At 48.2% G+C, this 25,379-nt stretch carries 21 protein-coding genes and 1 pseudogene; 4 read left to right on the top strand and 18 right to left on the bottom strand.

Annotated elements, in window-relative coordinates:
* Nucleotides 1–156: 156 nt before the first annotated feature.
* From F4X88_18085 to F4X88_18075, 3 genes are all read left to right on the top strand, one after another.
* Nucleotides 157–1,095: a patatin-like phospholipase family protein gene (locus F4X88_18085; GenBank protein ID MYA58197.1), complete on the top strand. Its 939-nt coding sequence runs from the start codon at nucleotides 157–159 to the stop codon at nucleotides 1,093–1,095.
* 97 nt (nucleotides 1,096–1,192) lie between these two features.
* Nucleotides 1,193–2,164 carry a nucleotidyltransferase gene (locus tag F4X88_18080; protein MYA58196.1) on the top strand — a complete coding sequence of 324 codons (972 nt, stop codon included), beginning with the start codon at nucleotides 1,193–1,195 and terminating at the stop codon, nucleotides 2,162–2,164.
* 8 nt (nucleotides 2,165–2,172) lie between these two features.
* Nucleotides 2,173–2,823 (top strand): hypothetical protein, encoded by a 651-nt coding sequence (locus F4X88_18075; GenBank protein ID MYA58195.1) that lies wholly within the window; start codon nucleotides 2,173–2,175, stop codon nucleotides 2,821–2,823.
* A 380-nt stretch (nucleotides 2,824–3,203) separates the two neighbouring features.
* On the opposite strand, the pseudogene F4X88_18070 reads toward F4X88_18075, so the two are convergent.
* The 3 genes and pseudogenes from F4X88_18070 to F4X88_18060 all read right to left on the bottom strand — a co-directional run bounded on the left by F4X88_18070 (nucleotide 3,204) and on the right by F4X88_18060 (nucleotide 8,297).
* Nucleotides 3,204–3,422, bottom strand: a pseudogene (locus tag F4X88_18070) (transposase).
* Between the two features lie 184 nt (nucleotides 3,423–3,606).
* The gene (locus F4X88_18065; protein ID MYA58194.1) at nucleotides 3,607–5,913 is read right to left on the bottom strand and encodes a hypothetical protein; all 2,307 of its coding nucleotides are present in this window, start codon (nucleotides 5,911–5,913) and stop codon (nucleotides 3,607–3,609) included.
* Between the two features lie 23 nt (nucleotides 5,914–5,936).
* Nucleotides 5,937–8,297, bottom strand: a complete 2,361-nt coding sequence (locus F4X88_18060) for a T9SS type A sorting domain-containing protein (protein MYA58193.1) — start codon at nucleotides 8,295–8,297, stop codon at nucleotides 5,937–5,939.
* Between the two features lie 425 nt (nucleotides 8,298–8,722).
* Between F4X88_18060 and F4X88_18055 the strand changes: the two genes are divergently transcribed.
* A complete protein-coding gene (locus F4X88_18055; GenBank protein MYA58192.1) occupies nucleotides 8,723–9,136 on the top strand; it encodes a low affinity iron permease family protein in 414 nt (137 codons plus the stop codon).
* 83 nt (nucleotides 9,137–9,219) lie between these two features.
* On the opposite strand, the gene F4X88_18050 is transcribed toward F4X88_18055, so the two are convergent.
* The 15 genes from F4X88_18050 to F4X88_17980 all read right to left on the bottom strand — a co-directional run bounded on the left by F4X88_18050 (nucleotide 9,220) and on the right by F4X88_17980 (nucleotide 25,372).
* Entirely contained in the window at nucleotides 9,220–9,453 is a 234-nt protein-coding gene (locus tag F4X88_18050; GenBank protein ID MYA58191.1) for a hypothetical protein, read from the bottom strand.
* A 79-nt stretch (nucleotides 9,454–9,532) separates the two neighbouring features.
* Nucleotides 9,533–10,516: a hypothetical protein gene (locus F4X88_18045; protein MYA58190.1), complete on the bottom strand. Its 984-nt coding sequence runs from the start codon at nucleotides 10,514–10,516 to the stop codon at nucleotides 9,533–9,535.
* Between the two features lie 43 nt (nucleotides 10,517–10,559).
* Nucleotides 10,560–10,802, bottom strand: coding sequence for a DUF104 domain-containing protein (locus F4X88_18040; protein ID MYA58189.1), 243 nt, complete (start codon nucleotides 10,800–10,802; stop codon nucleotides 10,560–10,562).
* Nucleotides 10,803–11,049: 247 nt separating this feature from the next.
* Nucleotides 11,050–11,772, bottom strand: coding sequence for a glycosyltransferase family 2 protein (locus F4X88_18035; protein ID MYA58188.1), 723 nt, complete (start codon nucleotides 11,770–11,772; stop codon nucleotides 11,050–11,052).
* Nucleotides 11,773–12,780, bottom strand: coding sequence for a MoxR family ATPase (locus F4X88_18030; protein MYA58187.1), 1,008 nt, complete (start codon nucleotides 12,778–12,780; stop codon nucleotides 11,773–11,775).
* Between the two features lie 120 nt (nucleotides 12,781–12,900).
* Nucleotides 12,901–15,933, bottom strand: a complete 3,033-nt coding sequence (locus F4X88_18025; GenBank protein MYA58186.1) for a DUF3857 domain-containing protein — start codon at nucleotides 15,931–15,933, stop codon at nucleotides 12,901–12,903.
* 24 nt (nucleotides 15,934–15,957) lie between these two features.
* Nucleotides 15,958–16,458 carry a cyclic pyranopterin monophosphate synthase MoaC gene (moaC, locus tag F4X88_18020; GenBank protein MYA58185.1) on the bottom strand — a complete coding sequence of 167 codons (501 nt, stop codon included), beginning with the start codon at nucleotides 16,456–16,458 and terminating at the stop codon, nucleotides 15,958–15,960.
* A gap of 78 nt (nucleotides 16,459–16,536) precedes the next feature.
* Nucleotides 16,537–18,210: a xylulose kinase gene (locus F4X88_18015; GenBank protein ID MYA58184.1), complete on the bottom strand. Its 1,674-nt coding sequence runs from the start codon at nucleotides 18,208–18,210 to the stop codon at nucleotides 16,537–16,539.
* Nucleotides 18,211–18,247: 37 nt separating this feature from the next.
* A complete protein-coding gene (trxB, locus tag F4X88_18010) occupies nucleotides 18,248–19,210 on the bottom strand; it encodes a thioredoxin-disulfide reductase (GenBank protein MYA58183.1) in 963 nt (320 codons plus the stop codon).
* 212 nt (nucleotides 19,211–19,422) lie between these two features.
* Nucleotides 19,423–20,400 (bottom strand): Ldh family oxidoreductase, encoded by a 978-nt coding sequence (locus F4X88_18005; GenBank protein ID MYA58182.1) that lies wholly within the window; start codon nucleotides 20,398–20,400, stop codon nucleotides 19,423–19,425.
* 235 nt (nucleotides 20,401–20,635) lie between these two features.
* Entirely contained in the window at nucleotides 20,636–21,454 is an 819-nt protein-coding gene (locus F4X88_18000; GenBank protein ID MYA58181.1) for a methyltransferase domain-containing protein, read from the bottom strand.
* Nucleotides 21,451–22,293, bottom strand: coding sequence for a class I SAM-dependent methyltransferase (locus tag F4X88_17995; GenBank protein ID MYA58180.1), 843 nt, complete (start codon nucleotides 22,291–22,293; stop codon nucleotides 21,451–21,453). Before F4X88_17995 ends, F4X88_18000 begins: the two co-directional genes overlap by 4 nt.
* 63 nt (nucleotides 22,294–22,356) lie before the next feature.
* On the bottom strand, nucleotides 22,357–22,758 hold the full coding sequence (locus F4X88_17990; GenBank protein ID MYA58179.1) for a cupin domain-containing protein: 402 nt from the start codon (nucleotides 22,756–22,758) through the stop codon (nucleotides 22,357–22,359).
* Nucleotides 22,759–22,840: 82 nt separating this feature from the next.
* Nucleotides 22,841–23,614 carry a LamG domain-containing protein gene (locus F4X88_17985; GenBank protein ID MYA58178.1) on the bottom strand — a complete coding sequence of 258 codons (774 nt, stop codon included), beginning with the start codon at nucleotides 23,612–23,614 and terminating at the stop codon, nucleotides 22,841–22,843.
* Nucleotides 23,615–23,662: 48 nt separating this feature from the next.
* On the bottom strand, nucleotides 23,663–25,372 hold the full coding sequence (locus F4X88_17980) for a CRTAC1 family protein (protein MYA58177.1): 1,710 nt from the start codon (nucleotides 25,370–25,372) through the stop codon (nucleotides 23,663–23,665).
* Nucleotides 25,373–25,379 lie beyond the last annotated feature (7 nt).

Raw genomic sequence — 25,379 nt, 5'->3', positions numbered from 1 at the left:
ATACCATAGTACGCTTTTTTTAAGCAAAGGAGAAAAAAAACAGAGATTTTTACCAAATTTTATGAAATTAATTTGCATTTTATCGATTGTTTTGATATAATTGTAATTATTAGTGTAAAAAAATAGCCTATCATTGAAAAAAAGAGGAGGTTACCAGTGAAGCGAATCCTGGCAATTGACGGTGGCGGAATTAAGGGAGTGTTTCCAGCTGCTTTCCTCGCTACTGTTGAGGATACCATTAAACGCAATGTAGCGGATTATTTTGACCTCATCGTCGGGACCTCAACAGGTGGAATTATTGCGCTGGGCCTGGGGCTCGGACTCTCATCGAAAGAACTCTTAGCATTTTACGAAGAACATGGACCTATTATCTTCAAAGGCAATCGAGGATTACGATGGCTTAGATGGTTTGGCACTTCAAAGTATAGTAAGGCTCCACTTGAAAATGCACTCAGGAGTTGTTTTGGGGACAAGCGATTAGGTGATAGTAAAAAGCGACTCGTCATTCCATCACTAAACCTTGAAAACGGTGAGGTTCACATTTACAAAACTGCTCATCATCCCCGGCTAGAGATGGATTATAAGGAGAGTGCTGTTGATGTAGCAATGGCAACCGCTTCAGCTCCGACTTACTTTCCTGCACACAGATCCATTGCAGGCATACCTTTGATAGACGGAGGTTTGTGGGCGAACAATCCGGTAGGAATGGCAGTTGTTGAGGCGATTACGCTTCTTGATTGGCCGAGAGATTCATTAAAAGTCTTGAGCGTGGGTTGTACAACTGAGCCATTAAAGGTCAATTTAGGCAGGAGAATTCCACTCGGTGGGGCATATTGGGCATTCAAACTACTTGACGTGTTTATGCATGTCCAATCCCATGCCTCTCTCGGCACAGCACTACTTCTGGCAGGACATGACAATGTCGTCAGGATTGACAAAGATGTGTCCCAAGGGAAGTTTGGTTTGGACAAAACAAACGAAATTGACTCGTTGAGAGGTTTAGGGGTCTCTGAAGCTCGGTATGCATTACCTAAACTCCGCGAGGCTTTTCTTGGTGATCACGCGGAACAATTTGCTCCTTGCCACACATTATAACAGAGATGGCAGTTTGTTCCGCAAATTTTCTAAAATTGGGTAGCATATTGATTTTTATGAATTTTAAGTTTTTGACAGTATAAAAGGAGATAGACTCATGAAGCATATACCATATTTCCAAAAGTTCCTCTCCGAGGAAGTGGATCTTAATCAAACGCGCCTTCAAAGGTTGGTCAACAGTTCTTCGGCTGTAGACACGTTTCTGCGTGCGAACTTAGAGGCCTACGAGAAGACCGAACGTCAAGGCTCCTATGGTTTGAAAACAATCATTAAACCAGTTGGTACGCGTGAATTTGATGCTGACATGCTCTTATACATGACATACGATAAAGACAAAGAACCCAAGGATTACATCAATGATGTCTACAACTGTTTGAGAGCAAACGACAATTATAAAGATAAAGTGCATAGAAGAACTCGGTGTGTCTATATTGACTATGCAGACGAATTTCACTTGGATCTTGTGCCGTGCATCACGCAAGGAGAAGAGTATTTCATCTGCAATAACAAAGAGAATGAATTTGAGATTACCGATGGCACAGGCTATAGAGATTGGTTCAATGAGAAAACGAGAATTACTAATGGCAACTTGAAGCGAGATACGCGGTTATTAAAATTTCTTCGTGATCACAAAGGGAACTTTTCTGTAAAATCCATTCTTCTAACCACGCTAATTGGTAACAGTGTTTACACCAGTGACGAAGGGAGTGACGATTTTAAGGACATTCCAACGTCTTTAAAAACGGTTTCAAACCGGATAAACAGTTTTTTGCAGGCTAATGTCCTAATGCCCGAAATCTGTAATCCTGTTTTGGAAGGGGAATCTTTCACGAGACACTGGGATCAGGATAAATATAGCCATTTCCGAGAAATGTTTGATCTTTATAACAGTAAGATAAACGAAGCTTTTGATGCTACAGAGCATAATGCAAGTGTGAGGAAGTGGAGAGAGTTGTTTGGCGATAATTTTGGGGAACTTAAGAAGGATACCCAAAACAACGGGAGCCCGCCAGCAGTAGTTACCTCCGCGCCAGTAGTAGTCACCCCTACAAAGCCCTACGCGAGGTAATTTCTATTATGAAGGTAACCGATAGTGACATTAGATGGTTGAATTCGGATTTCCCGAACTTATACTACGAGGCAGACTCCCATAAAATTTTAGGTGAGTTGGACTTTTGTGCGGTGTATGATCAAGAATCCGGAAAGGTGACGATTGCCAATCTTGTCAAAGAAACTGACTTCTTGATTCAAGACGTTTTTGAAATTGAGATTTGCCTGGGTGATATAGATGGGAACGGATGGCCAAAAGTGTTTGAGGTCGGCGGAAAATACCTTAGGATCGCGAGAAAATGTGAGGTTTCGATCATTGACTTGCACATTTATCCCCACAATAGCGCGTGTTGCTTAGGTCTCAAATACAGAGATAGCCAGCAGCTTTGTATTGAGGACTTCCTTCATGAATTGGTAATTCCATTTTTCTACCGACTCTCCTACACAGATAAATTTGGTATTGACAGAGCCCGGAAGGACCTTTGGGGTGAATACTCGCATGGTCTCAAGGGAGAGATAGAGCATTTTCTGGAAATCGTGGATATCATGCGACAAAGCCCAGGTAGAAACGATCCGTGCCCCTGTAGAAGCGGTAAGAAGTACAAAAGATGTCATCTTAGTCAGGTTGAATCTCTACAAAACCCCTTAAGGAGAATTGAACGTCCTCATTACTTATGATTATTGGACTTCACAGGTAAGAGGCTATCAACCATGGGAACAACGGAATGCCTTTTACAGCATTATACAAGGAAGATACGATTAATTCGCTGCTGTTAGAGCCAGCAATTTGGGACCAGCTGAAAGCGTCAGAAAAAGAGTATCGGAAACTGAAGTGTCCTGAATGTGAAGAACCCATGGTAGCGCGCGCTGGTGAAGGCTACAAAATACGCCCGCACTTTGCGCATCGGCATGATCTTATTGAGAACCCTGAAGGAGACAGAAAACCGTGTAGTCTTAAAAGCGAGTCTTCGGAACTGAAGTGCCACCGTTTATTCAGACCACAATTTCGCAAATTTAATCCAAGGTTTGTTTCTCGAATTCCATAGGCATCAAATAGTCTAACGCCGAATGGGGGCGTTTCTGGTGATAGACGTGTTCGATAAAATTACCGATGCGGTTTCTCGCCTCGGTAATAGTATCATAGTCGTTGAGGTGAACTTCTTCCACTTTGAGAGTTGATCTTCACTGAGGTTATGTCGACGACACAGTTCGGCTTGAGAACTTTCACCGCTGAGTGCCTCAAGAACAACTCGGCCTTTAAACTCGGGGGTGAAGGTTCTTCATTTTCGTTTCGCCATCGGGGTCTCCTTTCAAGTTAGTGGATATTATACCACAATCTTGGTTTAGGGAGTGGCCCGAATTTAGGGGGCAGTACAGTATTTTCGTGAGTCTTATTCTATCATTAAAACGCTCGGTAGCGCAATAATGTGCGACGACTTGGTAATATATGGTCATATGATACTATTTACAAATCAACATTTTCCGAGTGGCAGTGAAGTCACCAGCGTTGATGGTGTAGAGATAAACGCCACTGCTTACGGATTCTCCCATCTGGTTACGCCCATCCCAATAGGTGGCTTTTGCGGGTGAGGTATATTCACCGACGGGGAGTCTCCCCAAGGATAGGCGACGTACCAAAACGCCTGTTGATGTATAGATGTCTATACTAACGTCGTTTTCCGCTGCGAGTCGGAAGGGTATCCAAGTTTCCGGGTTAAAAGGGTTTGGAAAGTTTTGTAGGAGTTGGTTTCGCTTTACTGCTCCGAAGATGACGTGCTGCTTGCCTTTGGCTTCAACAGCGACGGGTTGTGAAGGTAGGAGTGCCTTTGCGTCCCATATCAGGATTTGTCCGCTATTGGCGTAGGAAAGCAGAACGGATGCGTCGCGACTGACCTGAAAGTAGTCTTGAATTGGTGGGTGATGGACCGTTTTTCCGTTCTGCCAATCGATAATTTTCAGGTGATGATCTCGGTTGGCAAAGAGATAGTGACCGTCATGTGTGAAGTCGATAGCTGCGTGGACCTCGAATCTGCTCAAAAGTTGGGGCTGATCGTCAAGGAGCTTGAAAATCTGTGTTTCATTATCCAGAGGCACTGCCAAGACGGGTGTGCCGTCGGTATCTGAGGCGAAAGCGAGTCTTTCGGGCAAGACGTGTTGATTTGCGAATCGCCATGCGTATTGGAAGCTGAAGGTATCAGCGATGCGTTTGTATATGACGACCTCCTTGAACCCGTTATGACTGTCGAGGCTGGTAATGAGCACTGCGAGATATGTATCGTTTTCGCTGAATGTAAACATCGTAACATCATTGGTATCAACAACGAGTGTTTGCGCATTTTCTGGATTATTCACATCAAAAAGGTGAATCGTTTGGGATCCTCGGACAGCGACCCATCTTCCCATTGGACTCAAAGCGATGTCAGAAAATGTGTATACAGTATCAGGCAGCTGAATTCGCTTTTCAACGGCACCTGTTTTGAGGTTGTAGACTTCCAGCCAAGGTGCCCGAATGACAGCGATTTTCGCGCCGTCACTGGAGATGGCGAACCTCTCAAAGGACCTGCCTTTCGCAGACTGGAAGAGTTGGAGTTTTTTCGAGGCAATGTTCCACGCCTTAATATAGTAGTCAGAAACGGAAACAAAGGTTTTACCGTTATCAGACATGGCAGCAAGGTGCCACGTGGAAAGGAAATCTTTATAGACATTCAGGGATCGCTTTCTTGGAATATCCCAAAGCACAAACGCATCGCAATACGCTAGGAGCATCTTCTTGCCGTCTGGTGAGAGTGCCATGTCCTGCAATCTGTAAAAATCACCGCCAGAAAACGCATCCACCTGTTGGCTGGATTCAACCTCATAGACGTTGACTTTATCCTCCAAACCGCCTTGTGGCCATCGTCCCGGCAGCCCGCTTGCCTGCATAATGACATAGAGATATTGACCATTGCGGCTGAAAGTCACGCCGTTAACGCTGCCGGTGCCGTTTTCTTTTTCCCATAGGAGCTGCTGGGTCTCAACGTCCCAGACGTAGACTTTATCCACTTTTGGTTCAAACGTCGCTAACCGTCTGCCATCAGGACTCAAAACCGCACCCTTGACCCAGTTGCCTGTGTGCCCGGGAAAGTGGGCTTTCAAACGACGGGTTTTTACGTTCCACACCTCGATGTCTGGACGTTGTGAGGCGACGATGAGATCAGAATCGTCTGCTGTGAAAACCATAGCGTTATTTTTTGGGTACCCCGAACAGACCCCGCCCCCGCCATAGGTATGGCAGTTCCGCCATCGACGCCGGTCGCCTCGCATCTCTCCTATCAACGCAGATGTCTGCCAGTTCCACAGAGAAATATCATCACCCACAGAGACGGCTAATACGAAGCCGAGCCGACTGAATGCTGCCAGCACAGCGTGCCCGGGAATCACCCACTCCGATCTCTGCTCACGGGTGTGCGTCTCCCAAATCTCAATGGTTGTTGCCTCTGAATCCTGAGAGTAGTTGAGGATCGCCAGATGCGAGGCGGTTGGACTCAATATGACCTCGCTGACATAGTTTCGCTCGCCAAAGGTATCTATAACCGAACCTGTATCAATATCAACGATCTGGATCTGTTTGTAAAGCACGCGTAAGAGGGTTTCATTCGATAGGAATGCCTGATACTCAACACGGGGGTCCCCGATGCTGCCAATGGGTTCAAGCGAAAACCCAGTAGAAGGATAACACAACACACTCAAAAAACAACACATGACGCGTATACAGAATCGGATGCTCATCGTTTTTACCCCACATTATTGGTTTATTTGTGAATCAGCATTTTGCGGGTTGCCGCAAAGCCATCCGCTGTGATGGTGTAAAGATAGACACCAGAACTTACAGTTTCACCTGTCTGGTTGCGTCCGTCCCAGTAAATAGCTTTTGATTCCGAGGCGTAGTCGCCTGCGGGCATAATTCCGGGCGATAAACGTCGGACTAATTGACCTGTTGAACTATAAATACGAATCGTAACATCGCTTTCATTTGCGAGTCGGAAGGGTATCCAAGTTTCCGGGTTGAAAGGGTTTGGAAAGTTTTGTAAGAGCTGGTTTCGCTTTACTGCTCCGAAGATGACGTGCTGCTTACCGCGCGCTTGGATAGCGACGGGTTGTGAAGGTAGGAGTGCCTTTGCGTCCCATATCAGGATTTGTCCGCCATTGGCGTAGGAAAGCAGAACCGAGCCATCGCGACTAACATCAAAATAGTCTGGAATCGGTGGATGGTCGATTGGCGTTTGTGTCTGCCAGTCGAAAATTTGCAGGTTACCCTCTCGATCCACAAAGAGATAGCGGCTATCGGATGTAAAGCGCATAGGTGCACCAACATCCAATGTGTTGAGGAGTTCGGGTTTATCAGGTGAGAGTTTGAAAATCTGCGTTTCATCATATTGGGGCAGAACCAGTAGAAACGTTCCGTCGATACCCTTTGCCAAAGCGGGTCTCGAAGCGTAAGTGAGTTCCGGCACCTGCCATGCATATTGGAAAATGAAGGTGTCTGCGATGCGTTTGTATAAGACGACCCAATTCAGATAGTTGTTATTTTTCTGTGTGCGTGTGGAGGCAGCGAGATATTTATCGTTTTCGCTGAAGCTGAACTTGGTAGTGTAGTTAATATCGTAACCGGCTTCTGAAGCGAGTATCTGACCTTTTTCTGGATTTTCGAGATCCAAGAGGTGAATCTTCTTGGATCCCCGCGTTGCGACCCATCTCCCTGTTGAACTGAAAGCGATGTCACCATCTGAATAATTATGCTGAAATCGGTGTTCAATAGCACCTGTGCGCAAGTTGCGGATCTCAATCCAAGGGTTCCGACCAATAGCGATTTTCTGGCCATCAGGTGAGACAGCGAACTTCTCAAAAAGTCCGCGTTCGGCAGAAATAAGTAATCGGAGTTTTTGCGACGGAATATCCCATGCCTTAATGTAATAGCGGGAGACAGAGACAAAAGTTCTGCCGTCAGCAGACATAGCATCGTTCCAACCATAGACGAAATCCGCCCAAACATTCAAAGGTCGCTTTTCTTGAAGATCCCATAGCACAACGGCGTCCCAATACGGCAAAAGCATTTTTGTGCCGTCTGGCGAGAGTGAGATCGCCTGCAATTTGTAGAAATCGCCGCCGGAAAACACATCGACCTGTTTCCCGGTTTCAACCTCATAGATGCTGACGTTATCGTCCCAACCCCTCCAGGGACCCGGAGTCGTCCAACGCAGCCGTGTCGTCTGCCTACCGACATAGAGATGTTGAGAATTTGGACTGAAAGCGATGCCCGCAACGCCGCCAAAAACCCCGCCAGTGCCTGTTTCCTCTTTCCATAAGAGCTGCTGGGTCTCAACGTCCCAGACGTAAACATCGCTCCAGCCATCTTCAAACGTTGCCAGTCGTTTTCCGTGGGGGCTGATAACGGCATCTGCGACCCAGTTGCCTGTGTGTCCTTGAAAATGCCCTTCCAAGCGACGGGTTTCGACATTCCACACCTCGACGTCTGGACGTGCTGAGGCGACGATGAGATAATGATCGTCTGGCGTAAAAACCAGGGCATGATTGTTTCTATGCGACGAACCGACATTACTACCGTCGCGATGGGTATGGCTCTGCTTCCAGGGACGGCGTTCGCCAATCATCTTACCTATAAACGCCCCGGTCTGATAGTTATGGAGCGTAATCTCATCATCAAAAGAGACAGCGAACAGCGAACCGGTTCGACTGAATGCTGCGAGTCTGATGCGACCTGTCATCTCCCATTTCGCTGTCTGCTGCCGGGCATGCGTATCCCAAATATCTATGGTCGTCGTCTTTGAATCACGAGAATAATTAAGGATCGCCAGATGTGAGACAGTCGGACTCAAAATAACATCGCTGATGTCGTTTCGCTCGCCGAACGCATCAATAACCGAACCTGTATCCGCCTCAACGACTTGGATGTGGCTGTAAAGCACGCGTAGGATGGTTTCATTGGAAAGAAAAGCATGCTTCTCAACAAGCGGTTCTCCGATACTGCCAATGGGTTCAAGGGCAAACGCGGCAGCGGAAAAATAGAAAATACAGATCAGGGTCATATACGAAATCCGCAAACTTCGACCCAAAGGATTCATGTGCCTCTTCATGATAAAACCTCCAAACATTTCGGCAGTCAGTAGAAAACTTATCAATCGCCTTAGTCATTTACAAAACCGGATACCCATCGTTTTTACCCCCTTATATCTCAATTCAGATATAGCAAAACGTGTTAGAGGACGCACTCTCAAATAGATATAGTGCAATTTTCATGCCAACAGCAAATCACCTTCAATCTGCTCCTAAAAAAAGGGTTTACACCGATATTGCCCGAATATGTCATTTTTCAGTGTTCAATTACTGCACAGTTTCGGGCAGAAGGTGTCTTAGCCTTTAGCGGAAAACAGTTATATTTTTCTCAAAAATCAGGTATACTCAAGGTATCTGGTGGATAGGAAAGCAATTGAAGGCGGTGGGCGTTAAAGCAGGAACAGTAAAACAAGATATGTCTGTTTTCATCGAGATATATCACGTTTTGAAGGAGCGGTTTTCGATGCGTCGTATATGTAGCACTCTGGCTGGGATTCTTATCGTGTTGTTGATTTCTTTGATGAGTAGTTGCTCAAGCAGGAACGCCCCGTACATCGAATTCAACAGACAAGGGTTTAGCCTCCAAATGGGGCTGAATGAGCGTTGTGATCCCGTCCAACACTCCCATGGCGGTGCGCACTTGGTCTTGGCTTACGATTCTCAGAGCAATGCCTTTAAAGGACATGTGGAAAACATGACCGAGAAAACCTTGAAGGACGTCCGCGTTGAAGCCCGCTTATCGAACCGAGAAAAACTCGGTCCGACGCCTGCGATGGATCTTGCGCCGGGTGAAAAAAAGCAAGTCAAGTTGATACCGATAAGCAAAAACTTTACAGGCTGGACAGCGCATGTCGAAGTTCCAAGAAGTCAAGATTAGCAGTTTTGCTGGCTCTGGTAATTGAATCAAAAATAAACCCCATTTTTTCTGTTTCCTATAGGGTATTAACCCGTTCCCTAATACTAAAGTTTGGACAATTTTTGTCTGTTTTTGGTTGTGCTTTTAGCAGCGACTTCGGGTTTAAGAATCAAGCCACCTTTTTCGTCCTTTATGAAGTTCCCTTCATCGTCCGTGAGGAAATCACGTTTTTCCTGGCGTTTTATGTCCTCACACAGGGCACGTAAATCATACTGGAAAGAAGCAGCCCATTCATCGCGAATTCGATGAATTTCCTCAATAATTGGGTCTTTCAACATTTCAAGAAACCTCCCATAAGAGTTCCAGTGGTGTGTAAATATCGGATTCTTTTCTGTTGCGAATTGGCGTTGAAAAACGCTAATTTAGATTTCTGAGAGAAACCCATGTTGATAATTTGATTTTTGCTATAGAAGGGGCTGGTGGTGCAAATGGAGAGGCATCGGTCTCATCTTCGATATCCGGTATCTCAAAGATAGCCCACACAGGGTAGTGATCGGAGATATTTTTATCGTAACCCTCACCGAATTCGTCATCAAAACGATACACCCCTTTTTCTTTTAATTCAAATTGACCGGAATCAAACAGGATATTATCATAAGTCGTTTCATCATTTTCACCAGCGACTGTTGTATCATAAGTCGAATCTAAAGCCGCCTTCATTTCAGGGTAATTTTCCTCATCTAAAAGACCGTCATCTTGAAATGCTATATCCGCTGGACCCTCTTCTAAATTGAAATCCCCTAATACAAAGATGTTTGGAGTCCCTGTTTTGCATTTCACGGCTTCATAAACATCATCTAAACGCTCTGTTTCATAAGCAGCGTGTTGTTGGGGATCTAAGTGGCACATAATGATGATAAACTCAAAATCCCGGTATGAAAAACCAGCGTATCCAGGATCCCTTGAGAAATTATCCCAACTATCTTCCATATCATCATAGAGATGTATAGTGTCTTTTGGGGTTAACTTTACAGGGTTAAAAAATATGGCGTATTGTTCTTGTCTTCCTCTACCGGTTCTCTCACTTTCGATATACTTCCAATCTGCGCCTAAAGTCTCTAACAGTTTGGGTAACGTTTTACGTGCTTTATCTTGAACCTCTTGGATAGCAACTACGTCAAATTTGCCCTTTTTTATGATCCCTGCTATCTTGCCTATGGTGTCATTCGCCTTATGATGTTCAGTCCGGGCTTTGGTCTGCTCGTTCTGACTCTCATTAATCCCTGCTTTTGTTTGACCGAACTGTTGTATATTCCAAGTAGCGATCTTTATCTTATCAGCGACCACCGGTGAAGTAAGAACCATTATCGCTATAATTATCATCCAAAATTTTGCTAACATATCATTCTATGGTTTGACGAAGGTCGTTTGTTCATGTTCGCGATCAAAATTCTCGATCCCATGATTGTCTTTCTGACTCGATATAAGTGTCAATTTCTTCGACAGTGCTTCCCCATGTCCCTTTCATTGAGCCACTCATCTTCTGAATCAGTTCTTTTTTTTCTTCGCGAGAAAGTTCATGAGGTGGTTTTAGGAGAACTTTGAATTCGATCTCAAGTGCTTGTCCTTCGGGAAGGTTGATCTTATCCAAAGGTTCAATCACACCGTTTCTATATGTTGCTTTTATTTTTTTCTTTCCATCGTTTTATTCCTCCATACTCGCTTTCAATAATGAGTATATCATTAATGTGGGGAAGTTGCAAGTGAAAGAATAGCATGGTAGCGTCATTCAATCGAGTGCGCAAACTAAAAGTTTACGCTACGAATGGGTGTCATTTTGGTGGAAAAAAGGAAAGACGAGGTTAGGAAACCTCGCCAGCGGTGTATCTAATTGACGGGCAATGAATTGCCCTACTACAAACAGAACGGTTTTGTTATGTCAAGAAGCGGTGGTAGATGAGGGTGGTGAGGATCTTGTAGCCGGCTTTGAGGGTGCCGGTGAAGGTGCCTGTGATTTTAGAGACCCCAATCCGCTTGCGGTAACGAACTGGAACTTCACACACGGGGATTCCCTGTTTCGCGGCTTTGAGCTGCATCTCAACTGTCCATCCGAAGGTTTTGTCCTGCATGTTCAGAGCAAGGAGTTGCGGATACCGGATCGCTCGAAAGGGACCCAAATCTGTATAGCGCACACCATAGAAGTGTTTTATCAAGAAACAGGCGAGCCAATTGCCGAAGCGTGCTTGCGGTAACAACGCGTTCCGCGCCCTGTCTGCACGTCTCGCACCGATGACGAAATCGGTTTTGCCTTCAAGGATCGGGTGGAGGAGTTGCGGCATGTCTGTCGGATAGTCGCTATAGTCGCCATCCAGAAAGACGACAATATCCGGTTCAGCCGTGGTAAGTGCAGCGATTCCGGCGAGACAGGCGAATCCATATCCGCGTCGGGGTTCAGCGATAACCCTGGCACCGTTTCGGTGTGCGATCGTGGCGGTGTTATCGGTGCAGCCGTTGTCAACGACGATAATTTCCTGAACTGTTGCTTCAGTTTTTCCATTAAGGGTACGCACGGTCTTTGGAATATCGGTGATGACGTTGGCAATGGCGTTTTCCTCATTGAGGACTGGGATGATGACCGAAATTTTTTCTGATGGCATCTACAACCTTGCAGCGGGTTCCTGCACTGTGTCGAGTAGACGTTGGATGACGGTGTCAGAGTCAACACCTTCGGCTTCGGCATGGAAATTGGTTAAGATGCGATGGCGTAGAACCGCAGGCGCGACAGATCTCACGTCTTCACAAGAAGCGTTGTAACGCCCCCGTAGAATTGCGCGGGCTTTTGCCCCTAAGATGAGATACTGTCCCGCACGGGGACCCGCGCCCCATCGGACCCATTGCTGGATGAAATCGGGAGCGTCTTCCTCTTTCGGACGGGTTGCCCGTGCGATTCTCACAGCGTATTGCACAACGTTCTCGGCGGCAGGCACCCGCCTCACAATATCATGGAGTGCTACGATAACGTGCCCAGACAGTAGGGTATCAAGTTCAGGTATCTCTGCACCGGTCGTTGCTGAAACGATGTCCGTCTCCTCTGCCTCTGTCGGGTAATCGATGACGATTTTGAACATGAACCGATCTAACTGTGCTTCTGGAAGTGGATATGTTCCTTCTTGCTCAATCGGGTTCTGTGTAGCGAGTACAAAGAAAGGCTGTTCCAATGCGAATTCGGTGCCCCCGGCGGTAACGTGATACTCCTGCATCGCTTCTAAGAGTGCGGCTTGTGTCTTCGGGGGTGTCCGATTGATCTCATCGGCGAGGAGAATATTGGCGAAAATCGGTCCCTGAATAAATCGGATCGTGCGATGCCCGGTTGTGCGGTCCTCCTCAAGAACATCGGTTCCCGTGATGTCGGCGGGCATGAGATCAGGCGTGAACTGGATCCGCTTAAATTTAAGGTTGAGAATTTGTGCCAATGTCCGAATCATGAGGGTTTTGGCAAGCCCTGGGACCCCCTCTAACAAGCAGTGCCCTCCGGCGAAAAGTGCCATCAACATCTGATTGATAACGTCCTCTTGCCCAACGATTACTTTTTTGAGTTGCCCTAAAATCAACTCTTGGCTTTTCATCAACTCTTCTATTGCTTGAACTTCTTCTGTTGCTGGCATCTTTTTAATTATGGTCTCCTGAGCTGCCCTCCAAATGTAAAGCTAAGACAAATTATGCCATTTAAGGCATAATTTCATTACGGGCAGGTTATTGATGAGTTCCAACTGGTTTTGTAACGGCTACTGTGTTAATATGAATCGTTTCGGTCCTCGATTTGAGGCGATTCTGACGACATCTTTGAGATGGTAAATGTCCTCGGGTGTGACCCTCGGTGCCAAGAAACGGATCGTCTGATGCATCTCGGCTTTCCGCTTGGATTGCGAATAGCGAATCTGTATCTCTGCGACCTCGGTCTTCAACGTCTGCTCCTCAGGAACGGTATCAATCCGAAAAGGGGCATCTGTGCTGACGCTGATCTTGTCCTCAAGCGTTAATGCCTTACCAATAACGGCGGGATACATCCGGCGTTCCTCACTCAATAGTTCGGCATAAGGGTGCTTGACGATCGGTAATTCCAGGACAAATTGACTGCCAATCGCGTACAAATACTCTTGACACGTCCATGTCACTTCAACCTTCAATTCACCTTCCAACTTTGAAAGCCCTGAGACTTCGACCTCCGTCACCTTGGCACGTTCGTCCAATTCCAACGCTTTGTGGAAGAACTCCGCTTTTTCCTCAGAAGTCTGCAGGTGTGCGAGTTGACTTCGGAGTTTCATGTTAAAAATCCCTGTTACCGTCAACGCTTGACGCACAGAGACGCTCATATCCTTTTTCACCGCGACGCGGGTGTGAACACGCTTCAGATTCGATGTTGCATCGATAGAAGGACTCTTCTGAAAGAGATAGAGCCTATTTTCCATTGAATGACGCTTGGAAGTCGGCGGTGGATTATCAGTTTCCGAAGACTGACGGCTCTCGGTTAGAAAGCGGGGGTTGATAATCAGTGCCCACCTGTCTTGGTCGCCGGCAGGGAAATCCCCAAAAGCGCACGTCTCTGCTGTCGGATCGAGCCAGATGAATTCATCATCTCGGTTTCCGCCGTCAACAGCAAGGATCATGTGATTGAAATAGGCGAGCGAAGGGACTGCCTCGACCTCGGAACCTCCGTCTGGGAGGTGAGCGTTAACCCCGCGCGTATCGCCAGCGGAAATGAGAACAGGATAGGAATTAATACCCACGGATGAAAGCATCGTAGAGAGGAGCGTCGTTTTGTCCTTACAGTCCCCTTTCCCGACTTTCAGAACGAAGTCCGCTGGATACGGCTTAATTGCCCAGATACCGAGCTCATAACCGAGATACTGGATATTCGTGGCGACGTATTCATAAAGTCGTTTTATTTTTTCCTTTCGGGACCAGGCACCTTTGAGGATTTGCTCGGTCTTTTTCGTAATTTCTGGTGTAATGGTATCCTGCTCCCGAATGAGCGTTGCATACCACGTCACCAATTTATCCCAAGAATCAATTGAGGAGATACTAATGCTATAGGCGAGATCCTGAGGCGCAGGCATCAAGTATTCCTCTTTCAAAGGAGGGACATCTTGCACTTCAAAGGTGTAAGTGCGGATATAGTTATTCTCGGTAATTGTGGGTTCAATATTTTTTAATTGATTGCTTCTGGGCTGCTGCGTCCGTTGTGCTTCTACAGACGGTGCGCCTGAAATCTGGTAATAGAGTTGCTTCTTCTTCGGGATATGGACGGTGAACCGATAATATTGCACGGGTTGTGAGCCTTGAAAATAGACCTTGCGCCAAAACTCACCCCGCATGACATGCCCAAGATTGTTCGTGGAATAGGCATAGTCTATGATACAGCCATCGGAGATTTCTGGGAGTGTGAAATACATCAGGCGTGCATCGACGTATAAACCTGCGTCCACAGCACTCGGCGGCGGGATATTCGTTACCACATCATTCAAATCCAACGCAACAATTCTACCATCAGGTGTAAAGGTTCGGGCATGATGGATCGTGACATCGTCTTTGCCACGCATATAAGGGATGCTAATTTCGCCGAGATCTGCCCCGTCTTCATTGAAGATTTTGACGACGCGCCGTGTGGAGTAGATATAACGACTCTTTTCATCAATGTCTACATCGACGCTTTCCCACAGAACAACAGCACCGTCTTCTGGATAGTCCTTTTCAGAGGGGGCTGTATCAATGGCATCTTGGATGACATTCTCGTCCGCCTCGCTGATATAGTCGTAGGGCAGTGTCGATGGACGATTCTCAGCGTTGTGAATCGCAGTCGAAGTCTCTCTATTCTCGTGTTCACGCTCTTCGGGGGATCCCGTAGGTGTTACATCGGCGAAGACTTCATCAGGTTCAGGTGGCGATGGTGTGCTCGGCAGCGCCGTTTGACGGGTTCCTAAGAACGTTTTTGTGGCGAGTGCCCCGTCATCTGTCCCGTCTGCATCCTCGGTCTCAGGGACAATCGTTAGGTTTCGAGTGGCGTTTCCATCGCCGTTATCATCAAGATGCGGATGTTCAGACTGAACGGTTCCGCGGTCCTCATACCATTCCTTCGTCCGCGTCTGCAGCGAGAGGAACGCTTCTAAGAGTGAGATGTCTCCATCGGTGTTTATATCGTTATCTGCTGTAGAGAAGGCATCAACAAAGACATCACCGAATCCTGCTTGTAGTGAATAGCCTTCGTTTGGTGAACTTGAGGTGAGGATTATGCGTCCCGGCGCGCTCAGTTTCGGCACAAGTCTTCCACTATAAGGGAAACCGAAGATGAGAACCTGATTCTCAGCAGGAATACCGTTAATAAGCCCCACATATTCCATTTCAGTAATGTCCCGACCTCGCAGATTAAACTTCGCACTCCCTCTACCCGTCCGGGATGCGTGCCCCAGCATAAACAGCAGAAACCGATCCGAGGGTTGCACAGTCTTAGCGAGCTGATTGAATGCAGCTAAAACCTGTTCGCGATTTGATTCTGCGTCAACCAGTTCTAATCCGCCTTGTCCGCTTTGATTTGTATCGCCTATGTCTTCAAAGAGAAAGGTAATCTGATCCGGAGTGTAACCGTATTCGTTGGTGAGCAATTGATGGAACCGAGAGGTGGCACCCCAGAACGCGTCGTAAAAGGATTTTTCACCGGCGACACCACCAATAATCAGGACGTGATCCGCGGCAAAGCCGGTCGTAGAAAGTAGACAAAGTGTAAGGATTATGATGCGTATCTGAAGCATTTTTTTCTTCATGGTTATATACCTTGTTAGGGAGAGCTACGTATTAGAACCTGCAACCGTTTCCTTTGTAAAGTCACCACTCTTGCCGCCTGTTTTTTTCATAAGCCTTACTTCACCAATAACCATCTCTTTATCTACTGCCTTACACATGTCATAAACCGTCAAGGCAGCGATTGACACGGCGGTGAGTGCTTCCATTTCTACGCCTGTGCGTCCCACGGTCTGAACTTCCGCTTCAATTTCGACCTGTGGTGCGTCATCTGCGATAGCGAGTTCAACGCGAATTGAGGTCAAGGCGAGGGGGTGACACAATGGAATCAGTTCACTTGTGCGTTTTGCCGCCATAATCCCCGCAAGCCGTGCGACCTCTAAAACATCGCCTTTCTTCATACCCTGTTCAGCGATGAGGCGAAGTGTTTCAGGACGGGCGGTAATATGCCCACGAGCGATGGCGATACGGCGGGTCTCATCTTTGCCACCGACATTCACCATTCGCGTGTTGCCTTTTTCGTCAAAGTGCGTCAGGGAATTGTCCATCTTTCCCTTCCTTCCATTCTTTATTTCTATCGGTGGGGTTAGAAACCGCACCTACCGGGGGAGTGCGTAAGTCCTATCCTATATTGGGTGTTCCGCTATAATTTTTTCGTATTTTTCCCGAAATTGCTGGAGGTATTTCCCTTCACCATGATAGGCGGCAACGTCTGCAGGGTTTGGCTGGATTGATTCACCGCGCTTTAAGACCACAGCACTGAACGCCTCAACATCAAAGGATTCTGCCACCATATCCGCATCTGCATCCCCCTTCTCAATAGCAAGTTTTGACTTGCCAGCTGCATCAAAAAGGGCCTTGACCCCTGCAACAGCCGCACCGAGTGCAGCCCCTCCTGTCTCTACGGGGAGCGTTGGTCTGTTCCAGATTCCTGCGACACGCCGCATGATTTCAGGACTCTCTGTTGCTCCGCCCGTTACAAACAAGGGATCCTGTGTCTGCTTCGTGAAGACGGCGGAGTAAATGTAAACCGCGGCGAGGCTCGTTTCAATAATACCCGTATAATCCTCTGCCAATGTGGATTGTGCGGTGGCGCGGATGCGTTCAAACGCACCAGAGACAGGGAAAGACTCCGTCTTGGGTTGCCAAAACGTCATGAACTCTCCGGGGGCAACAGTCTGTAACGCCGCCTCTGCGGGCGCGTATTCCTCTTTCGATAAGCCGTATTGACTCCTCACGGCATCCCATACCATGGCACCGTTTGTGCGACATCCAAACATAAAGGGACGGTTAATGCCGTCATACATGGCGTTGGCGAATCCCTCTGGGTCGAGTGTATCCCCGTCGGTTGACACCATGTTGACGAAACTGGTTCCGAGACTCAGCAAATCTCCGGCAACAGGGACCTTCGACTGCGGATTGTCGCCAGAACCGGCGATCACAGCACAACGACCATCGAAGCCATACTTCTCTACGTAATACGCCGCGAGACTGCCCACGATGGAATCTGGACGTGCGAGTGAAGGCAATTTGGATGGGAGTCTTTCCACACCCCCCGGTAAGCCTTCCGCGGTTGCCGCCAATAGGGCGGGGTCCCACACCTTGCCTCGGTAGTTCATGAGCGACATCCCACATCCGTTTCCATAATCAATAGGCACATCCGCGTTACCGGTCAGCACTGCGGGGATAAAACTGCTAATCAATTGGACTTTTGCTGTCGCGGTGTAACATTCAGGGAACTGTTCTCCGACACGGCGCACAACGGTACCTGTGAAGCGGAGCGGCGCATCCGAACCGGAAAGGTCAATCATCTTCGCTTTTCCACCGACCCCGTTTCGGACAGCCTCCGTTTGTGCGGTCGTGTTCGCGGTCATCCAGATGGGGGCGTTGGGATACGCAAACGCGTCTTTTAACAGGATTTGTAGGGACGAGGTCACCGCGTCCGGACGTGTGAGTTGCGCCAGCAGTGTGTCGGCATCTCGGTTCAGATAGACGTGTCCGTGTTGTTGTCCTGATGTGTTGATGAGGCTGATGTTCTCAAGTGGAATGCCCGCCTCGCGCATGTCAGCAAATAGCGCGTCAAGTGAGGCGAGATACATCAGCGGCGGCTGTTCGGCTTCGCCTTCCTCTCTCGGCGGTAAGATGTAGTCTTCTCCAATACCGAAGTGATTGAGGCGTGCATCGGCGCGATAGTCAAGCGAATGCTCAAAGCATTTTTCGGCGGTGTCTATATCAATGACGACAGCGGATAGGCTCTGTGTGCTTGAATCTAAACCGAGTGCGAGTCTTTCTCTTGGCACAAATTTCTCCTATACATCCCGCAATCAGGGATTGCGATTAATTTCCGGGATAGGCACGGTTCTCTAATTCTGCGACGAACTTTTCAGCGGCGATCGCAGCTGCGGCACCGGCTCCTGCAGCAGTAATCGCTTGGCGGAAGACATGGTCATGCACATCGCCTGCGGCGTAGACACCATTTACGTTTGTGCGCTGCATCTCGTCGACAATGATGTACCTTTGTTCATCCATATTTATGACATCTGTGAAGAGTTCTGTGTTCGGAATATGTCCTATAAAAATAAATACACCGTCGATCGGGAAGGGTTGCGTCTCACCGGTTTTAACGTTTTTGAGGGTGGCACCCGTCACTTGTTCTGCGTCACCATTAATTTCTTCGACCACCGTATCCCAGATAAACTTGATTTTATCGTTTTTGAAGGCGCGTTCCTGCATAATCTGGCTCGCACGGAGCTGATCGCGGCGATGGACGATATATACTTCGGAAGCATATTTGGTTAGGAAGATGCCTTCCTCCAACGCAGCGTCCCCTCCACCAACGACAATCAGTCGCTGATCTTGGAAGAAGAACCCATCACACGTCGCACAATAGGAGACACCGCGTCCGCCGTATTCCTCTTCGCCGGGAATATCAAGTGTGCGTGGCGATGCCCCTGTCGCTATGATCACAGATTTTGCGCGGTATTCTTTCTCGTAGGTGGTGATGGCAAACGGGTGTTGCGAAAAGTCGACCGCTGTTACGGTGTCGAATTTAACTTCGGTGCCGAACCGCTCTGCCTGTTCCTGCATGCCTTGTATGAAAACCCCCGCCTCGTTGCCGAAGAAACCGGGATAATTTTCCAAGTCAAGCGTCAAAGAGAGTTGTCCACCAAGTGCCTCTCCTGTAATCAGGATAGGTTCAAGCATTGCGCGAGACGTATAAACGCCCGCGGCAAACCCGGCGGTGCCACCGCCAATAATCACAATATTTCGATCTTCTCTGTTGTTTGTATTTGTATTCATTTTTTTAATTGTTCGCCAAGCGTTAACTGGCAGTTTTGGTTACATAAAGACTTTACGGTTAAGTTCCGCAAGCCTCCGTTGTTGGCTTGCTTACGGCATTCCTAATATCTTCACTCCATCAGCAAAGAGGGAACCTTCGTTAAACGATACTTTCTTAACTGACTGCTGAAAGGATTTTTGAAAAAATCCGACCTGACTGCCGACTACTTTATTTAGAACGGAAGTGGAATGCCAACGCGTTCAGCAGCCGTTTTCAAATGTTCTTGATGTGCCTTGCCGATCGGGATACCGATTTCAGCCCATTCCCGTTCGCGTTCCCATTCTAAGCCACCGGGTAGATCCGAACGTTCATACCCCGGTGCGGGTTGCATCTGTCGTGCCTCGTGGATATGTTGATCGATCTCTGCTTTATATTCGTCAATCGGTCGGAATCGGGAAATGTCAATCGCGGCAATGAACGCCCCTTGATTGGCACCCTCCCAGATTGTTGGCGGATCCGGGGGTTTATCGAATAGCCAGATGCCCGCCATAAATCCACCGAGTGCATGACTCACATGACTCAAGCCCAACATCTTGAAGAACGCGGCAGGACTCTGTTCAAATGCCTCTTCCAATGGTAGTTTGGCATCAATACCGGTTGCCATATCAACAACAATAGGCGGCTGGTCACCCGCGGGAATCGCGAAACTCATCGGTGATGCCCCCGTTGCGGTGGCAATCGGAGCGTCAGGACTGTGCCGAAAACGGTGGCAGGAGACCGCAAACCCGGCGCAATCCGCTTCCAGGGCGAGTCGTGAATACTTGCCAGCACTCCCGAAATGGAAGTGGTTCCGACTCGTTGCGGCACCCAATCCCATCTCTTTGGCTTTTTTGACGGCTGCCTTTGCTGCAGGATACGCCGCAAAATGTCCCATACCGCCATCACCATCGTAGATCGTTGTCGTCGGGGATTCATCGATGCAACGGACGTTTGGACGTGGGTTTACTTTGCCGTCAAGCATCATCCCGACATATCCCGGGGTTTGCCAGGTGCCATGACTGAATACGCCGCGCAGATCGGTGAGGACGAGTAGGTCAGCTATATGTGCTGCGTCCGTTTCCGAGGTGCCTGCCTTCTGGAAAGCGGCACTGATGAAGCTCCGCAGGGCATCTGGCATCACACGGATAAATTCTTTCGGTATGACATTCATATTTTTAATTGTTCGCAAGGCGTTAGATGAAGTGGTTGGTTTGTTGACGCTTTTTTCTCATATCCGCCTGCGCCGTTGTTGCAGGCTACCGTCTTAAGCCAATTTCCCTTAAGATAATCCAAAAACAGTAGTCCGTAATGAAATGGAGGACGGATAGATGGAACACACGTCAAAGTTCAAATGCCCTCTACGCAAGCCTCTATAGATTTGCGGAATAATACTCCACAAGATAAAATTAAAAAGTGAATCTCGGAATTCCGTCAATAATTGGATAGTGCCGTTCACATACTTCGCAGTGGAGCCGTTGTTTTTCCCATGTAATTTCACCTTTACACTGCGGACAAACGAGAATCTCGTGCAACGTTTTTGTCTGACGGTTTTTGCTTCTTACCAACAGCGATTTCGCCTGAGAGACGATGCGCCGCGGGATTACGCTTTTAAGAAGTAGCAGCCATTCATTTTGTTCCGAAGTGCCATTGCCCGACGCGATGAGCCTCTCAAGGGTATCTGGGCATTCTAAATTCAATGCCGGCTCCTGATCTGGGAGTATCTCGTAGTTGATTTTATCCTCCCATTCGTACTGGACCAGGAAGAGGTTATGGTGCGTAAGATGAAACCGTTTCCAGTGTTTGTCCGTCGCCACTAACCTATGGAAGAGCTGCCCGAATTGCGACTGTCCTTCATTCCGCCGCAGCATCAGACAGTCATCGACCAAGTTGACGACCCAGTTGTGATAGTGCCACCCGTAAATGCGTTCTCCTATTTCAGACGGGGTTTCAATATATCCACGGCGTGCGACGCGCTCTAATTCGGCAATGAGTCGCTCGGGGTCTTCGACGTGCTCTAATACATGTGAGCAGATAACATAGTCAAATGCCTGGTCAACGAACGGCAGAAACTGCCCATCCGCTTCCACAATCGGGCGGTCGGCGACGATGACACCGCCGCGCTGCTCGTCATCCGCTATAAATTTATCACATAAGACATCCGAGCGTGCTTTCGGATTGTGACCGCTCCCTATCTCTAAGACAAAATCGTCTGGACGAATGTTCATTTTTCGACGACCATGGTGATATAAGGACTCAGGTAAGGAAACGCACCTGCGATAATTCTACCTTTTATCCCGAAGCCAACGGCTTTCTTGACGATCGTGCACCCGTGCGACCGAAAAAATTGAGCGAGATCAATAGGGCTGGCATAATAGGCACTGTCTGCATCTCCACCGATGGCATCCGCCTGTAAATCGGGTTCACGGTAAATGAAGTTCGGTGCCACTGTCGGAGGTGTCAAGAGCCGCTTCTGGACATAGAGCCTGCAGTTGCGTATAAACTGCTGCAACGCTTGTCGTTTCGTTTCACCCCAAACGGGTCTGCCGGGTCTGCCAAACATCAGGTTCAGCCAATCAAAGAACGGGATGATGGGTGAACAGAGATTTGGTCCCGAGATCACAATTCTCCCGCCCCTGCATACAACGCGCATCATTTCGGTTAACGCCGTTTCTACGTCAGGTAGATGTTCAACCAATTCGTTTGAACAGATAACATCAAAGGAATCGCTTTCAAAAGGGAGTTCCATCACATCGCACACCCGATAGCGAAGTTTCGAATTTTCCCATGCTCGCGCCTCTTCGAGAAAAAGCGGAGAGATGTCGGTGCCGATGACATCAAAATCCGCCTGATTGAGCAGCCGCGCTGAAATGCCGTTCCCACATCCAAGGTCAAGAATTTTGGAACGGGGCGGTGCATAACGGATCACCAGTTCTACGTAGTGTCGGAGATAGGTTTCATCGTGTGCAGATAGAAGCCCTTTATAGGTCTCGGATGTTTCGTAGAACTCACGCATCCGCTCTCGTGTTTCCAGTATTGCTTGCGCGCTATGAAAATAGTTTGGCATAAGCGTTCCGTGTTTCGTGTCCGCCCGCGCCGTTGTTGCGTGCTACACTCTTTAGAAAACCTCTTAGGAGCGGAGCGTATTCCACGGTGCCTGATCGTAAACATCGATGAGTTGATACCCCTCTGCGCCTTTGCTGGGGCTGAGGGTAACAAATAATTTCGCTGACGCAGAAGAGACGTTAAAAGAGGCGTGGACCATGTCCGCTGGGATAAATACAGAATCCCCTGCGTTGAGTGTCTGCTTCTTATCCTCAAGCCACTGTTCGACGCTGCCTTCTATGACGTAGATAACCTCTTCTTGGTCTGGGTGTTTATGGAAATCGTGTCCATATCCGGGAGAGAGGCTGACTTCCATGGCGACAATGTCTTTCGCGCCTGTGCTTTCTGGACGACTGAGCCAACCGATTGTTCCCCAGTCGAGTTCGTCTCGTTCTATGTTCGCGGATGCAATAAATTTCCCGTTCATGACGTTATATGTTCTCCTATTGTTTGTTTGTAGCGCGCTGTGAATTGAGGTTGCAATCCAGAAGCGCGCACTCGGACGGATTTTATCGCTGTGAGGTCTTCAGGTGTCCCCAGGTTGTAGCGAGTTTTTGGCGCGGATCAACGGCAAAAAGCTCGAAATAGCCTTTCTCCATCTGGTCAATAACCTCGTCCTCATCGAGGGCACGGTTCCAAATACGGACCTCGTCAATGAGTCCAAGAAATTCGCGTTGACCTTCGTGTGTTCTCCCCACCAGGACATCGGCTTGATCGGCTTTACCGGGCGGCGCGCCTTTGCCAGGGAATTCACCAGCCGCTTCACCGTTCACCCAATACTTGTGTACCGAGCCATCAGCTACCTGGGCAACGACGTGGACCCATTCCTCTAACGGAACCTTTTTGTTGCAAACGCTTCCGCCACCGACACTCAGGTGTAAACATTCACTCGGGAATTCGGTGTAGAAACTGTAAGAACGTGGATTGTTGCTTTTCGCAACGATGCCTTGCCACCTTTGACCGTTGGGACCCTGATGGCGTTCGGTATTGATCCAAGCCATGACGGTTACGCTCTCATCAACAGTGAGAATGTCAGCGTGTGGAACTACAACCCAGTCGGTTTTACCGTTCAGTTCCAAAGCCTTACCGAATTTGCCTTCAACAAGTTTCGGCGCGCCAACTAATTCGCCATGGTTCTCATAGAGTGAATGGTCAATGGCGTTTTTTCCATCAATCTCATCGAAAGAGAAGTAGAGGATCATTGAATCCTCGGGTTCGTTCAACGCGTAGGCAAAAGATGCCGTAAACGCGACAAGTGTTAGCATTATCAATAGGGTTTTCATTTTTCCTCCATAGAGACCCGCCTTAAGCAGGCATCTTTTTAGAATTGGCTAAGGGATCGGAACAATCCCATTCCCTTCAACTGCCATAAACCTTCGGTTGACAGGGAGGTGCGTTCCTCGGTCGATGTGTCCGTTGAGCCAGCGAATTTCAAGGAGATCAATCTGTTCCGCTTTACCAACGCCGAAATGGGCACGCAGGTCGTGGAAAGAGAGATAACTCCCGCCACTCTGGACTTCCCAATGTTGGACGTGTGTTCCCGTGACGACTTTAATCTTTGTGCCAATCCCAGAGCGGTTGTTTTTCTGTCCGACGACCTGAATCTGTATCCAATTGTTTCGATTCCCGATTGCGTTTTGGAGCAGATCGGGTCGTTGGTTGCAATTAGTGACAAGGATATCAAGGTCGCCATCGTTATCGTAATCGCCGATAGCAGCGCCGCGGCTGACCTTTTCCAGTGTCAAGCCATCCATCTCTGACATGACATTGGCGAATCTGCCATCGCCTAAATTCCTGAACAACAGATTCCTTTGGGGATAGGTTACATGCTTCTCAAGTAAGGTGATGTTGTCCATCAAATGCCCGTTGGCGACAAAGATATCTTGGTATCCGTCATTGTCGTAATCAAAGAACTTGATGCCCCATCCCAGATAGCCGTGTGTTACTTCCGCGATCCCTGATGTAATTGTATTGTCAGTAAAAAAGGTGCCATCATGGTTATGATAAACGGTATTGGTTTCGGTCTGGTAGTTGCTGACGGTGAGATCGAGCCACCCGTCGTTGTCGTAGTCCCCGAAATCGGTACCCATCCCGGCTTCTTCTTTACCCATATCATTATAGCACACGCCTGAAATTAATGCAACTTCCGAAAAATTGGGCGAAAAATTGGGCAAAAAATTGTCGCTTCCGTTGTTTTGAAACAGAAAGTTCGGATCCTGATCGTTCGCGACGTAGAGGTCGGTGTCGCCATCGGCATCGTAATCGGCAAACGCTACACCTAACCCGTGCTGGGGAATCAGGTCGGCGGGATGGAACAAAGCCGATGCATCGGTGAAAGTACCATCTCCGTTATTCTTGTAGAAGGTATCGTGAACGGGTGGATACGCATGCGGACCGCAATAAACGTGAACCCCGCGTTCTTCACATCGAATGTCGTTCTCTGGTGTATACGCGGCGTAGTTCGCTACATAGAGGTCCAGATGCCCATCGTTATCTACATCCGCAAACGCGCAACTGGTGCCCCAGTTCGCATTGCCAACTCGGGCGTGTGTTGTCACATCCGTGAAGGTTCCGTCGCCATTGTTCCGATAGAGTTGATCTTCACCGAAGTTGGCGACGTATAAATCTATATCGCCATCGTTATCGTAATCACCGACAGCGGCACCTGTCCCGTAGGCACGACTTCCTACACCCGCTGTGTCGGTGACATCCGTGAAGGTATTATCGCCATTGTTTCGGTAGAGGACGTTATGGGGTGTTTGGTTTTGTGCGTTCCCCGTCTGAACCGCGCCATTGATGAGGTAGAGGTCGAGATCGCCGTCTCCATCGTAATCAAAAAATCCACCGCCGGATCCGAGGAATTCATTGAAGAGTCTCAAGCCGCTTCTGCCGTCGGTATGGAGAAAGGTTATGCCCGCCGATTCCGTGACATCGACGAAAATCGGTTCTGCAAACGCGAGTGTGCAGTATTGGAAACCGATAAGTGCGAATACGAAAAGGCGATAGAGGGATGGGATCCCTTTCAAGTCGGTTTTCGACATAAGGAAT

Source organism: Candidatus Poribacteria bacterium, from assembly GCA_009839745.1.
GTDB lineage: Bacteria > Poribacteria > WGA-4E > WGA-4E > WGA-3G > WGA-3G.
The sequence above is the reverse complement of the archived record's forward strand: the minus strand, read 5'-3'. Positions and strand labels throughout refer to the sequence as shown.

What these genes read in the sequence shown, in the direction of transcription:
- F4X88_18025 (MYA58186.1), bottom strand. Translation starts at nt 15,933, where the DNA reads ATGAAGAAAAAAATGCTTCAGATACGCATCATAATCCTTACACTTTGT.
- F4X88_18000 (MYA58181.1), bottom strand. Translation starts at nt 21,454, where the DNA reads ATGAACATTCGTCCAGACGATTTTGTCTTAGAGATAGGGAGCGGTCAC.
- F4X88_17995 (MYA58180.1), bottom strand. Translation starts at nt 22,293, where the DNA reads ATGCCAAACTATTTTCATAGCGCGCAAGCAATACTGGAAACACGAGAG.
- F4X88_18030 (MYA58187.1), bottom strand. Translation starts at nt 12,780, where the DNA reads ATGCCAGCAACAGAAGAAGTTCAAGCAATAGAAGAGTTGATGAAAAGC.
- F4X88_17990 (MYA58179.1), bottom strand. Translation starts at nt 22,758, where the DNA reads ATGAACGGGAAATTTATTGCATCCGCGAACATAGAACGAGACGAACTC.
- F4X88_17980 (MYA58177.1), bottom strand. Translation starts at nt 25,372, where the DNA reads ATGTCGAAAACCGACTTGAAAGGGATCCCATCCCTCTATCGCCTTTTC.
- F4X88_18080 (MYA58196.1), top strand. Translation starts at nt 1,193, where the DNA reads ATGAAGCATATACCATATTTCCAAAAGTTCCTCTCCGAGGAAGTGGAT.
- trxB (MYA58183.1), bottom strand. Translation starts at nt 19,210, where the DNA reads ATGAATACAAATACAAACAACAGAGAAGATCGAAATATTGTGATTATT.
- moaC (MYA58185.1), bottom strand. Translation starts at nt 16,458, where the DNA reads ATGGACAATTCCCTGACGCACTTTGACGAAAAAGGCAACACGCGAATG.
- F4X88_18005 (MYA58182.1), bottom strand. Translation starts at nt 20,400, where the DNA reads ATGAATGTCATACCGAAAGAATTTATCCGTGTGATGCCAGATGCCCTG.
- F4X88_18055 (MYA58192.1), top strand. Translation starts at nt 8,723, where the DNA reads ATGCGTCGTATATGTAGCACTCTGGCTGGGATTCTTATCGTGTTGTTG.
- F4X88_18060 (MYA58193.1), bottom strand. Translation starts at nt 8,297, where the DNA reads ATGTTTGGAGGTTTTATCATGAAGAGGCACATGAATCCTTTGGGTCGA.
- F4X88_18050 (MYA58191.1), bottom strand. Translation starts at nt 9,453, where the DNA reads ATGTTGAAAGACCCAATTATTGAGGAAATTCATCGAATTCGCGATGAA.
- F4X88_18065 (MYA58194.1), bottom strand. Translation starts at nt 5,913, where the DNA reads ATGAGCATCCGATTCTGTATACGCGTCATGTGTTGTTTTTTGAGTGTG.
- F4X88_17985 (MYA58178.1), bottom strand. Translation starts at nt 23,614, where the DNA reads ATGAAAACCCTATTGATAATGCTAACACTTGTCGCGTTTACGGCATCT.
- F4X88_18045 (MYA58190.1), bottom strand. Translation starts at nt 10,516, where the DNA reads ATGTTAGCAAAATTTTGGATGATAATTATAGCGATAATGGTTCTTACT.
- F4X88_18075 (MYA58195.1), top strand. Translation starts at nt 2,173, where the DNA reads ATGAAGGTAACCGATAGTGACATTAGATGGTTGAATTCGGATTTCCCG.
- F4X88_18035 (MYA58188.1), bottom strand. Translation starts at nt 11,772, where the DNA reads ATGCCATCAGAAAAAATTTCGGTCATCATCCCAGTCCTCAATGAGGAA.